We start from the raw sequence: 13,212 nt of genomic DNA on the forward strand, positions 1-13,212 counted from the left end.
GAATCACGGAAGCGCAAGGGTTTGATTTGCTCACAATGGGCAGACCTGAAGGTCCTGGTTGCTACTGCTATGTCAATCAAGTTTTAAGAACTTGTATTGATAAAATGAGCGACTGCTATGATTATGTAGTAGTTGACTGTGAAGCAGGTATGGAGCATTTAAGCAGGAGGACTACAAAAGATGTAGACGTCCTTATAATAGCCTCAGACCCTACAAAAGAAGGTATATTGACTGCAGGCAGAATAAAAAAGCTTGCTGAGGAAATGGAGCTGCGTGCAAAAACTATTATGCTTGCCGTTAACTTTGTGCGTGAGAAGCTTCCGGAAGTGCTGAAAGAAACTATTACAGCAGTAGGCTTTGATCAGGTAACTATAGCGCTCATACCCTATGACGAGCTTATTGGAAGTTATAGTTTAGAGGGCAGAGCTGTTATCGAGCTTCCAGAAACTTCAAAGGCATGTCATGCGGTAGCAGAGCTTGGAAAGAGATGCTAAGCTTGAAAAAACGAGAGAACAATGGAAACAACGCTTAGAATAGCTGCAAGAGTGGTCACATAGCGCATAGGCGGTATAATGTTCTACAAACTTCACTTCCAGCTCTCTTTCAAATACGATGGTATTCCTGAAGAGTCGCGCGGGCCCACTAGTACTTCCATTCCTGTAAGCTCTTTAAGTTTTATTGTCATTCTCGCTACCATTCCTGGTATAATAATTTTGTTGTGCGCTACTTTTTCTTTTATACCTGTGCTCTCAATCGTTTTCGCTATAAGCTCTGGTGTGAACTTATCTGCTGCAAATGCGGTCATTACAGAAAGACCTTCAGTGTCTACTATAAGCAGCCATGAAGGCACTTTACTTTTCTCAGTATCGCCGGCAACCGTAAAATAAGTTAATGAAAAATTAGTTGTTACAAGTAATGGCGAGTTTGCGGTTGGTTTGCCGATTTCGTAAATTCCTGGCTTTACTTGGATTGGCTTTTGGGGATCAGTAAATATATTCTGGCGCAATGCGAGCAAAGGCAATAGCATAGCCCAATCTAATTCGTTAAACACAACAATTGAAGAATATTTCATTGTGTAGATACTAGCCTGAGAAAAAGCCTCAAATTTATCTTTTGTATCCAATATTGTTATTACGGGGTAGCCTAAAGGACGAAAACTCTTTTTTATCGCCAGCCTCCTGATCGTAGTGAGTGTTTCTAAAGCTTCTTTAAGACTCTTAGCGCCGAAATCAATCACAATATCATTTACTTGCCCTTTCGCTTTTTGAGTTAAATTTACCAACTCATCCAAATTCGTCGCAGATATAGTAAGAGGGCATTTGTAGTTTTTAGCTAAATTAAGCATTGCATCGAAATTATCTGAAGTAGCGCAATAAATAAGTGGTTTAGAAACTGAGCTTTGCTTTAAACCAGCTTCAATAGCTTCAGAATTATTACTCATTAAAATCAGAGGAAGTTTGGTATTTTCTTGCACCAATTTGGTTACTTCTGAGAATTTTTTTGCATCGTTAGAAACATTTCTTATTGCAACCGCATCTAATTTCAATAATTGTCCTACCCTCTCGATTCTGAAATTATTCGCAAGCTCAATTTTACGTTTAAGCTCTTCTAAAGGCTCAGTATCGTCTATAGCTAATGCATAGACAGTAGGATGATTGAATGTTTTATCATGCCTGAAAAGCACAGTTTCATCCCCTATCGCAAGCTCGTTTTCGCCAACACCAAATTTCACTAACCTTATTGGGGGCTCTGCAGCTTCAGCAAGCTTTAATTTTGCATCTTCAGTTACGTAAGGGCATTTATCAAGTTGAGTTTTCAAGCTAGCAAGTTGCATTGCAAAAGCCAAGCATGTTGGCACACCGCATTCGCCGCAATTCTTTTTTGGTAAATGCTTGTAAATCTCTAAAGCAGTTAGAGGCATTTGCTATTCACCTATTTTGCCGGTAAGCTTTTCAATAGTATTACGTACAAGCTCTACTGCTCTGGGATGTCTCATTATAATCACATCCGCACCTGCAGTTAATGCAGAAATTGCAGTAGTTGCTTCCCAGAGAATACCCCTTGTAGCTAGCTCGCCTGGATAACTTTCGTCAACAGCTTCTCTAGCATCCCATGCTACTGTAGAATCGCAAACTATTGCCATTTGTAGCATGGCGTCACCGAGCAGCGCTCCCAGCCTCAGCCTTTCTATAATTGAATAAGAATACTCTAAGCCGTAGCCCAAACCTGCCTGTAGCGGGTCCATTAATATACGGTTTTTTTTCACACCGAAATCAGTAAGTAAAATATTTAATTGCTTTGCAAGGTTTATGTCTATATTAGAAAAAGCTACAATATTGCAATTAAATCCCATAGCAGCAGCTGCTAGACTTTTATACTTTTCGTTTTCTGCTAACCCTATTGTGCAGCGCTCTTTTTTTATAAGCTCCCCACATTCGTTAAATACCTTTGCGTCTTTTTCTTCATCGCCGCAGCCGTAAATGAATAAAGGTACATCTACAGATTTTAAAACTTTTTCTACTGTTGAAAATGCTTCTTGAGGTGTTTTGTTTAGACCGTCTGGCGCTATGCCTTTCAATTTCAAGCATATTAAGTCAGCATGCCATTTTTCTACTGCAACTTTAGCCCATTGCTCTGGCTTATCCCAAACCGGCTCAAAGATCTCTCTCAAACTATCTGGATAAGTAGGCACAGTATCGTGAACTTCAATTGCAATAACAGGCTTGTGAGGCAAAGCACCTTCGAAGGTAAGGAAAGGCAAAGTGGTTTCGCCTCCAACAGTAATTTTTTTAGCTCTTGTACCACCTTCTTCTTTAGTAGCGCCTAGTGCCACTTCTTCTATTTTACCAGACCATTTTTCATGTGGAATTTCTACTGCCATTTTTTCATCACTTTTTACGCTAACGGCTTTAGCTTCATTGCAGGATGGTCTACTTTTACTAGATATTCAGCCAGCTCAGCCGGGTCTGTTGTTATGGTTTCATCTGCAATTTTATCTACAAAATCAGGCATGCCTAGTTCTTTTGCGCGGTTCTCTAAATCTTTGCGCATATCGTCTTTCAGCATTTTAGGCATCCATACAATGCGCTGAAAGCCGCCATCCGCCCTGATAAACTTCTTGCTTACTAAGAATTTTCTGCCAACACCAAGGAAGCCAGGCGTCTGCTGTCCACCGCCAACTGAGCCTGCAAGAGTTGAGAATTTCATTCCGATTGGCGTCATTCCCGGATATTCTCGATTTACTACAATTACACCTTGCATATCTGCAGTTATTGCAACAATGCATTCAAAGCACCCGCAGTTCTTTACCAACAGCCCGTTTGCAAAGTAGCAGTGAGTATCTCTCAAGGTTAGATTATAAACATAATCGTATCCTCCTTGATTTTGGAAATCTTCTGCTTTGGTTACGACCTCTAGAAGATAATCAGGGTCTGGGAGTTTATTAAGTCCTCCACCATTTGTAGTATGCTCGGTTTTAGAATTAGTATCCGATTTTTTTAGTGCAATTACTCTATCTCCAGGCTTAATCTCGTCAGCTCTTCTCCACGACAAGCCTTTAGCTCTATCAACTGCAATCTCATGCTCCGGAGTAAGAATAAGTTCTGTGCCGGATTTGGTCTCTATTTTTATTAATTTATCAGGTGCTGGGAATTTTTGCATTGCCACCAATCTTTCTTGTACTGTTTTACCCTTGTTTAAAGTCAATGCGCATGCCTTAGCATACTCTTCCCCACCTCTATGCTTGTTTATAAACTCACCGAGTCCTACAACTTTGCCGTCAATTATAACTTCTGTATCTCCGGTCAAACATGAGGTCATCGGGTTTTCCATCAAAGAGTATTGGTTGAATTTTTCCAGTTTACCATGACTAAATTCATAAACTGCCTTATTCACGCCTGACCACTGACCTTTTTCCTCATCTAAGGTATCGCCTTTATTAACAGGTTGGTTTGGGCCTGCAGGCGTCATTTCATAGCTCGCTTTGGCATCCAGCCAGTTTATAGCGCCGCAAAGTCCCAGTCGTTCTGGGCTGACTATACATACATGGCTAGGTGCAAAAGATTGACATAACGTACAAGTGTAGAATGTCTCAACGCTTTCGTCTGTCAAGCCCATCAGCCGTTTGTCACGCTCTTTATAAGCTTCCAGAGCTTCTGGCAAACGTTTTTTGACTTCGTCTGCATCAGTAATTAGGGTTACTTGCACCCTACTTACTACACCACCAAAATCAGCATGTAATTTAGTATGCAAAATATTGCCGATGTGCTTGAGTTTCAAGCCTCTTTTTACACTCTCCTTGCTTAGTCTAACCCAAATTAAATTTCTCTGCCCAGTATGCCAGCCTCCTTCTGCAAAATTGACATACTGATGTATTCTGCGCTCGAGCACAGATTCAAAATCTTTCTGCATTTTCTTGCCATAGACATCCACAAGTATTGCTAAAGGTATTCTTGACATTTCAGTCAAACTATCTACATCCTTTCCTATGAACGTGATTTTACCATCTTCTACATCTTCTGCCTTTTCGCGCATTCTAAGATATTCAAATGCGGTTGTGCGCATTCCACCAGCTTCTACATACATCTGCTCTTTTCTGATAGTTTCACCTTCAAACGCAGGCCCGTAAGCTACAGGTATGTCTACAGGCGCTAGCTTTGGCTTCATATCCCTTATTTCTATTGCTGTCTGAATAATCTGGTTATAGTCAGGCTGAGAAACATACTTGCCTGGAATAGTCTCTACATCTTGGTCTGTAATAGTAGGTGAGCCGTTGAAAAGAACTGCAAACTCAGCAGCTACTTTAATATGGTCAAGTGGCCCAAGCTGGATAACAACAACCTTAGGGCGCTTGCTCAAATATTCGTAAATACCTTTGCGATCGCCTCTTTTAATCCCGCCAAACGTCAGTGCAGCCCTGATCGCGAAATTCAAACCATGGATGACTTGGGTGAATTCACCGAGCGGATAAAACATTATGTCAAGCCCCATATGGATTCCTTCATCGTCTAACTGCTTGAGTATATCGTAAGTAGCCATTAGAAGCATGCCTTTGTTCTGCGCCTCGCGCACAATTTTAACTAGCGCCTTTGGGTCTTTAGCTTTACCAACAAAAACAAGCGTACCAGGTATAGTATCGTCAACAAAAGCTATGCCAAGTTTGCGCAACACCCTGTCACTCACAAACCCGCAATACTGAGTTTTGGCAAAAGGATGTGGTGCGCCTTCGTAAGGATTGTCCTTGTCTATATATCTAAGCGCTTCCACAATTTCTGCAGACCACATAGTGGCTTCGCCGGCTTTAAGAGCATTTTCATAAGTAGGCTCGTGCGCAATTTTAGCTCTGACGCTCCCTAAAAGCGGTGGTAAGTCGCCAAGCTTTTTAACTGGCGTGGTAGTCCAGCCGTAAAAGGATGGTAATTCATAACCTGTATCTGGAAATGCTACTGGTTTGTCAGGACCGTGTTTTCTTAGCGCTCTGTTTAATAGCACATCTGCATAGCCTGTAGCTGTTATTGCCCCTGAGATCGCAAGACTAAACAATTCTGTTTGTGATACCTTAGCCATTTTTCACAACTCCTTTGACTTAGCAAAGAGCTCTTTAGCAGTCTCACCAGTCCAATATACTATTTCTTCATCCACGTCTATACCCAGTTTCCAACGTCTGTACTTGATTATATTAATTAACCGTTTAGCAGCTTTCTCTGCATCTGTTTCAAATATAAAGTACCCGCCGTAAACGTCTCTAGCAGTATTCTCAGCAATTTGAGTTACTAACTTACTGCCGTAGATGAACGGTACTATACCAACGTGAGTCGGCCAGCCTGTTACTACCAACCACGAGCCAGTAGCTACTGCCTCTTCACTCATATTTCCAGGTGCGCTCGCTACTAGCGGCAAGTCTTTAATATCTACTTCTAGCTTGTTTGCGATCATTGTGGCCAGATCATGGATACGCGAGGTATCTACACAGGAGCCCATATGCCAAATTAGAGGTAAGGGCTTGCCAAAGCCGGATTTAGTGCCTAACTCAGTTAAAAATTTTTTCAAGCCCTCGCCAGCATATTGATTTACAGCTTCAGGAGTAAGTAGTCCAGCTTTGCCGAAAGCGCCTGCTACACAACCAGTAGCTACTATAAGTACATTGTTTTTAACAAGCTCTTTAGCTATTGTTAAATGATTATAGTCGTGAGGCGCTTTGAGATTGTTGCAGCCGACCATTGCTGCAATACCTAGAATCGTGCCGTTTTTTATGTTATCAACTAAATATTGCATAGGATCATCAGGTGATGTTTTTGCTAAATATTCTAGAATTTGCTCAACACTGAAACCAGCATACACAATATTTTTTATCTTAGGTATATCGATTTTGTTGGGGTTGCGCTCTTTAAAAGCGCTTATTGCTAGTCTAAGAATAGCGGTTGCGCTCTGTTTCGCAGTCTCGGGCCTGAACTCTATATGTATATCGCCAGCCTGTCTACACAGTTCAGAAGTGGATATGAGTTTAGTATGATAGCATTGACACCACATGCCCAGTGAAGGCATGATACACTGATAATCTACAACCATTGCGTCAAGCACGCCAGTCATTATTGCAAGTTCCTGTGAGGAAAAATTAGTAGCTAGTGGTATACCGCGCCGCATTAGCAGCTCGTTACCTGTACAGCAAATACCGACGATATTTATACCCTTTGCACCCACAGCTTTAGCTTCTTCTTGCAGCTCTTCTGCAACATCGCAAATAACCTCGCTCAGAATGGGATTGTGGCCATGAACTGCTATATTAACCTCATCAACTTTAAGCACACCCAAGTTTACTTCTGACTTAGTTAGTTTCGGCACTCCAAACAAAATATCTGACAAATCTGTGCTTATATGCTCTCCTGCAAGGTCTGCAACCGCGCATTTCAGTCCGTCGAAAAGCAAAGGTACAGGGTCTGCATCCACGCCTATATGTGTTCTATGCATGACTTCGGTAATGGCTGCATCGATATTATAAGGCAGGACGTCACATCTATCTAAAATTTCCAACCTCTTTTTTGTCATTGTTGTTTGGATCCAAGTCAAAGGCTCAGGCTCGATTCTAGAGTAATCTTCTAACGCTTTGTGCGCCACTTCTTTTGCTAGACTGATAGAGTCCTTACCTTCATGCTTTATACCCACTCTAGCAGCAACTGCCTTTAACTTAGCTTCACCTTTGATTTTATAGTCTGGTGTTTTGCCTTCAGTCAACGCCAGTAAGGTATGGGCAATGTGTCTCCCATGGTCCGAGTGCGCAGCACAGCCGCCTGCAATCATTCTGAGCAGATTTCTTAAGACAATAGTATAGTCGCGTGCACCGCATATACCTCGCGATGGCTCTTTGCCAAAAGGGTTGATCCTACAAGGACCTTGAGGACATATTCTACAGCATATTCCAAGTTCGCCGAACCCGCTCTGGGGCTGCATTTTTTCGTATCTATCCCAGACGGTATCAGGCAAGCCTTTTTCTTTCTTTTCTAATAGATACTTTGCTGCTGGGTCTGCAGTAAGGTTAGATCCCCTCATTTAGTTTACCTCTTTTATCGATAGCGCTCCGGTAGGGCAGCTTGCAACGCAAGCAAGTTTTTCTTTATTATTACACAAATCGCATTTTATCGCAATATTCAGAAGCTCGTTTTTGAAAATTGATTTAAAAGGGCATGCCTCAATACAATTCCAGCATCCAGTACATTTCTCTTCATTGAGAGTGACCATGCCGTTCTCTTGTTTAAGTGCGCCAGATTCGCACACTTCTACGCATTTCGGCTTCTTGCACTGCATGCATCTTAAAATTTTATTCTTTCCATTCTCAGTGATAATTCTCAATCTTGGAAAAGGCTGAGGTACTTTCCATATCGCATCGTTTATGTTAGTAGTATTGGCGTGAGTAATAGCGCATTCTAGCTCGCAGGTCTTGCACGCAAGGCATTTTTCTGCAATGAACATGATTTTTTTCAATTCCGCTCACCAAACCGACTGCTACGACAAACGTGGAATAGTAAAATAGATAGGATTAAAAATATTTTATCCTTTAGAGCTCGTTACTTCATATGCAAGTTTTGTGATTTCTTCATTAGTTAAAGAGCTAGGGTCTAAAGGTTCTACCCCCCTATCATTTTCAACTATCTTTTCATCGTAAGGTATTGTGGCTACTAAAGGGATACCTATTTTCTCTAAGAACTCTTTCGTTTTCTGTAGCTCTTCTTCACAACGATGCTTGTTCAAAACTGCAATTATTTTCTCTTTAGCTATTCCTATATTTTCAGCTTGCCTCTTTATCGCGCTCGCTACCTCTATAGCTCTCACGCTAGGCTCAATAACCACAATTAACAAATCCACATTTTTAGTTGTGCCCCTTGTAAGATGCTCTATACCAGCTTCCATATCAAGAATTAAAATACCATCTTGCTTTGTCGAATACCTTAAAAAAGCTTTTAGGAAAGCGTTCTCAGGGCAGAAGCAGCCTGTTTTTGCAGTATCAATCGTGCCTAATACAAGCAATTTTAAATTCTCATTGTAGCTCACACCGAATTTATCTACTAGATCATCTACTTTAGGATTGAGTTTGAAAAATTTGCTTGTGGGGTCTACGCCCGTGCGCTCTTCGATAAGCGCGGTCATTCTTGCGAGAGGCTCAATATTTTCTTTTATTCCAAGTAATTTTGATGTTGTAGGTACTGGGTCTGCATCAAGTAGCAAAACTTTTTCTTTTTTAGATAGCTCTCTAGCAAGCAGCGCGGCTATTGTGCTTTTACCTACGCCGCCCTTGCCGGAAATTGCGATTTTTAATTTCATACTTTAGAGTAGATATTAGTCGAACTCAAATAAAAGTTTTGGTTGCCGGGCAGGAGTAGTAGATAACAAAAAGATATATTAACAAGCGAGTAGACTCTTTTTGTGGTTGTAACGAAAAGTCAGTATCACTCAAATTTTTCAGTCGTTTTTTTACCTCAACTCTTTTTGATGGGTAATATAGGCAGTATAGTTTTACCATGTGCTTCATTTATTACTAGGGCTAATGCAAGATATATCGCACTGAAACCACAGATTATACCTTCGTAGCCCGCAACCTTTATGATATTTGAACTGTCAAATGCGTATGCTGTAGATAAGAGAAAGAATAAAATTGCCAAACTCATGAATACAAATTGTAGAGCTCGATTGGTTTTCAAAGTACCAAAGAACATCCCAAGTGTAAATAATCCCCACAAAAACAAATATGATGCTATCGCTATGTTGCTTGGTGTTCTACCCCAACCCACTTCTGGGAATACAATGAGAAACACAAATGACAGCCAGAACAACCCAAAAGAGCAAAATGCTGTTGTTCCAAAGGTATTAGCATTTTTAAACTCTAATACCCCAGCAATTACCTGCGCAATACCACCATAAAATATTCCCATTGCAAGAATCATACTGCCCAATTCAAACAAACCAGCATTATGCAAGTTCAATAACACCGTCGTCACCCCAAACCCCATAAGGCCAAGAGGTGCAGGATTAGCTAAACCGTTATCACCCATAATTTTCACATCCCTTTATTTTACCATCCCATTGTTTTAGCAGCAAGTTTCGCAGTATTTACCTGGGTTTACGCCTGCGTATGAATAAGCCACCTCTACTTTTTCGGTCTCCCCTCCGCATGAGGGGCAGATTTTGACCCCCTCTCCCATAGTTTATCGCGCTCTTCCGATCTCATCTACAGCTTCTGGATTTGCAAGCGTTGAAATATCCCCAATTGGCTCGCCTACCACCTTAGCTTTTATCACCCTTCTCATTATCTTACCACTTCGAGTTTTAGGCACATCGTTCACAAACCATAGCTCGTCAGGCCTTGCTATTTTGCCTATTTCTTTTCCGACATGCTCTCTTATATCTTTTTTCTTATTCGTATCAATTCCTCCCTATTTTTTTTGTACTATCGCCCATTTCAGTTATTTTATCCACTTTTTCTTTCATAACCCTGAAGCAAGGAAACTGCAAACTTTAGCTTGCCAGAGGAATTGCGTGTAAGTCTTTTTAGTTTTTGAAATTGATTACTCTTTAGGGAGACAAGACACTCTCCCAAAAGGGTGCCGTTAATTTAGTATTAGCGGGGTTCTTATTAAAATTTACGGAAGTTGAGAAAAAATGGAATTAGTTAGTTATAGCCATAGCGAGGAGCGTATATACCTAACCTCGCCACTTTCACTGCTTCGAACGGGCTAATTTCTAGCACATACTCCTTTTGACAGTTGGGCTTTTATCATCATAATTTTAGCGCTTTATCATGATATTTTTCGATAAAATCATCAAAAATGCCCGATTTTTAGGTGAAATGTTAGAGAAAATATGAGATCCAAACCTATTTCGTGGGTATATAACCGCAACTGTCAATTTAGGAGGGGTATTTTTTGAGTAACAATTTCTTGGTAGATTATGCCCTGTCAAAATGTGTCAAATAGGTGGTACATTTTTTGGGGAATTTTTCTATGTTTCACGTCTTAAATTTCCACTGGAAAAATCTGTCAAATTGTTTTATAGAAATTTTGGGGAAAGTTACTAGTTTTCTTTTATTTTTTCACAAAGGGAGTAAAAGCCTCATCTTAACTGGCGAAGTCAGGTATATATACCACTTGAGGATGTCATTTTTTTCAACTTGAATTGCGGGTAGAATGTAACTATACTATAAATTCTACTTACTGGCACCTTTAGTTTTTTGCAACTTATTTGCTCTTAATGAGGGTCGAGACCTCATCTTTGCTCCGATTGCTGTTTAGCAGCTTTAACAGTATTCACTAAAAGCATTGTAACAGTCATCGGTCCTACGCCGCCAGGCACTGGCGAAATCAAAGAAGCTCTCTGACTTGCACTCTCAAAGTGCACATCTCCAACGAGCTTGTGCTTCTTCGTTACAGGATCTTCTACTCTATTTATTCCTACATCTATTACTACAGCGTTATCTTTAATCATATCGCCAGTTATTACCTCGGCCTTCCCTGCAGCTACTATCAAAATATCTGCCTGTTTTGTAAATTCCGACATGTTCTTAGTTCCTGTATGACATATTGTTACAGTAGCATTTGCATTGTCTTTTTTCTGAAGCAGTATATTAGCAATGGGCTTTCCAACGATGTTACTCCTGCCTACGACTACAACATGTTTGCCGGATATTTCTACACCGCTCCTTACCAGCAACTGCTGTATGCCTGCTGCTGTGCATGGTAGAAAAGTATCTTCACCAATGACTAGCTTGCCAACGTTTACTGGATGGAAGCCGTCAACATCTTTTTCAGGTTTTATTCTGTTTAAAACTCGGGACTCATTTATATGTTTGGGAAGGGGTAGCTGAACTAAAATACCATGGAATTTTTTGTTTTCGTTCAGCTCATCAATCAAGGCTAACACTTCTTCCTCTTTTGTATTTTCAGCCAATTTTATTGTTTCAGAATATATGCCTACTTTTTCGCATGCTGCGGATTTATTTTTTACATAGACTTGTGAAGCAGGATTCTCGCCAACTAATATTACCGCTAGCCCGGGAGTAACGCCTTCATTCTTCAGCTTGCTAACTTCTGATTTTATTTCCTCTTGTATTTCCTCTGCGATCTTCTTCCCGTCAATTATTTTAGCCATTTTCGGGTCACCAAAGGGAGATCAACGTAGCAAATAATAACATTTATTTTTGAAGCCCTTTTCTTTTCCCTGAAGGCTTCTTTTATTCCTTTAAATGAGCTCTTGCGTTTATTGTGAACTGTAGCCCAAAAATACACCATGAAGATAGCAGAGCGCTAACAGCGCCGGGCTCTAAAAAAGTGTAAAATTTCAAAATATAGAATACGAAGCATGCTATTATTCCAGTCCATAGCGCAATTGTTATAGCTTTGAGTTTTGCAGCTTTTGGTATCTTCTCAAGTATTACATTTGCAAACAGTATCCAGAACACAGCCCAGAGCAAGAAGTCGAGGTTGGGAGCTATAATAGTAGCGCCAATAGCTGGGTAAGGATTAAATAAAGAGCCTTTGCCAAGATAGACAAAAATAACTTCCAAACAAAGCGCTAAAGCCAATGAGATTGCAACGAGCAACGTCTTCTTTACTACGAGTTTACGATTCTCTCCATATTTTTTTCTGACTTCAATTTCTTTCTCTACCCAACCAAGACCTATAAACTTCACAATCAGCACCCAAAGAATTCCCAAAGCACTTAGTGCTAAAGATAATGTGCCTAAAGTATCTCCCATTGTTGAATTGTTGCTACTACCCCATTTGATAAAAGCATAAGCAGAAATTGCAGTTCCCAGAAAAATAACTGAAGAGCCTACGCCTTTTTGATAAAGCAACTTTTTCTCTGTAGGCAGCTCGCCGGTAATAAAGCCCCAGTAGTTGCCTATGAAAAGCATCCAAAACAGCGAGGCTAGTCCAAATGTTAAGCCTGCAGATTTAGTATCTATGATGTGAGCGCTGTGCACAAAGCCCTGCGATTCTTGGAGGGAGAGCTGGAAAAATATTAATAATCCTATGTTAAGAGCAGCTGCTAGAATTATTATAATTAAAGCAGTCACTTTGCCTTTGATGTTCTTCATATTTTTCACCTTTTAATAAAAGCCAGAATTTCTGCGCATAAAACAGCCCAGAGCGCTACACTGAGCGCATGAGCACCCATAATAGCTGGGAATTTAAAATAGATAATTCCTGAAAGCAGTGCTGTTAGAATTATCAGCGCTAGAATTACTTTATATTCGCGCATTTGCTACTAAACCTCAGGTATTTTCCAGCCTATCTTCTCAAAAACATATCTTCTCAGAACACATTTTTTAAGTGCATCTGAGTAGGTAGTGCATATTATGCCGCCGCTATACCTTCCTTCGCAAGCTAAGCATGTGGTTAATCTTTGCTTTTTGAGGCATTTGATTATGCTGCATTCTTGCGCTAGTTTCTCTTCTACAGTACAGCCTGGGCATATACCGTTCTTATATAAAGAGCAGAGAGTGCATGAAAATCCGCAGCCGCTTACCATTTTTTCATCACCACTAAAGAATAAATTTTGGTGAAGATAAATATTTTGGACGAAACAGTACCTCCTATACTGTAGCCTGTAGAGCGGGTAAAGACTGAGCTCTTCACCCCAGGGATTATGAGTGATTGTTTTTTTGTCTGTAGTAATCTTCGCTTGCCTGGTGCTTCTTATACGGATTTTAGTATCAAAAAGATG

At 40.5% G+C, this 13,212-nt stretch carries 12 protein-coding genes and 1 pseudogene; 1 reads left to right on the plus strand and 12 read right to left on the minus strand.

What is annotated here, in order from left to right; translation table 11 throughout:
* Window positions 1–494, plus strand: a 494-nt coding sequence (locus QMD21_05480; protein ID MDI6856215.1) for a hypothetical protein, incomplete at its 5' end; no start/stop codon positions are given.
* Window positions 495–586: 92 nt separating this feature from the next.
* Here QMD21_05480 and acsC read toward each other — a convergent pair.
* The 12 genes and pseudogenes from acsC to QMD21_05540 all read right to left on the minus strand — a co-directional run.
* Window positions 587–1,921, minus strand: coding sequence for an acetyl-CoA decarbonylase/synthase complex subunit gamma (acsC, locus tag QMD21_05485; protein MDI6856216.1), 1,335 nt, complete (start codon window positions 1,919–1,921; stop codon window positions 587–589).
* Window positions 1,922–1,924: 3 nt separating this feature from the next.
* Window positions 1,925–2,947 (minus strand): CO dehydrogenase/acetyl-CoA synthase subunit delta, encoded by a 1,023-nt coding sequence (gene cdhD / locus QMD21_05490; GenBank protein MDI6856217.1) that lies wholly within the window; start codon window positions 2,945–2,947, stop codon window positions 1,925–1,927.
* Complete coding sequence (locus QMD21_05495; GenBank protein MDI6856218.1) at window positions 2,896–5,565, minus strand: hypothetical protein; 2,670 nt, start codon at window positions 5,563–5,565, stop codon at window positions 2,896–2,898. The genes cdhD and QMD21_05495 overlap by 52 nt, the downstream gene beginning before the upstream one ends.
* Before the next feature lie 3 nt (window positions 5,566–5,568).
* Entirely contained in the window at window positions 5,569–7,545 is a 1,977-nt protein-coding gene (gene cooS, locus QMD21_05500) for an anaerobic carbon-monoxide dehydrogenase catalytic subunit (GenBank protein ID MDI6856219.1), read from the minus strand.
* Complete coding sequence (locus tag QMD21_05505; protein ID MDI6856220.1) at window positions 7,546–7,977, minus strand: 4Fe-4S binding protein; 432 nt, start codon at window positions 7,975–7,977, stop codon at window positions 7,546–7,548.
* 66 nt (window positions 7,978–8,043) lie between these two features.
* The gene (locus QMD21_05510; protein ID MDI6856221.1) at window positions 8,044–8,814 is read right to left on the minus strand and encodes a P-loop NTPase; all 771 of its coding nucleotides are present in this window, start codon (window positions 8,812–8,814) and stop codon (window positions 8,044–8,046) included.
* Between the two features lie 155 nt (window positions 8,815–8,969).
* The gene (locus QMD21_05515; protein ID MDI6856222.1) at window positions 8,970–9,542 is read right to left on the minus strand and encodes an acetate uptake transporter; all 573 of its coding nucleotides are present in this window, start codon (window positions 9,540–9,542) and stop codon (window positions 8,970–8,972) included.
* A gap of 153 nt (window positions 9,543–9,695) precedes the next feature.
* Window positions 9,696–9,893: pseudogene (locus QMD21_05520) on the minus strand (acetyl-coenzyme A synthetase).
* Window positions 9,894–10,752: 859 nt separating this feature from the next.
* The gene (gene folD, locus QMD21_05525; protein MDI6856223.1) at window positions 10,753–11,634 is read right to left on the minus strand and encodes a bifunctional methylenetetrahydrofolate dehydrogenase/methenyltetrahydrofolate cyclohydrolase FolD; all 882 of its coding nucleotides are present in this window, start codon (window positions 11,632–11,634) and stop codon (window positions 10,753–10,755) included.
* Between the two features lie 82 nt (window positions 11,635–11,716).
* On the minus strand, window positions 11,717–12,583 hold the full coding sequence (locus QMD21_05530; GenBank protein ID MDI6856224.1) for a hypothetical protein: 867 nt from the start codon (window positions 12,581–12,583) through the stop codon (window positions 11,717–11,719).
* 5 nt (window positions 12,584–12,588) lie between these two features.
* A complete protein-coding gene (locus tag QMD21_05535) occupies window positions 12,589–12,747 on the minus strand; it encodes a hypothetical protein (GenBank protein ID MDI6856225.1) in 159 nt (52 codons plus the stop codon).
* Between the two features lie 6 nt (window positions 12,748–12,753).
* On the minus strand, window positions 12,754–13,212 hold a 459-nt coding region (locus QMD21_05540), incomplete at its 5' end, for a hypothetical protein (GenBank protein ID MDI6856226.1).

The organism is Candidatus Thermoplasmatota archaeon (assembly GCA_030018475.1).
GTDB lineage: Archaea > Thermoplasmatota > JASEFT01 > JASEFT01 > JASEFT01 > JASEFT01.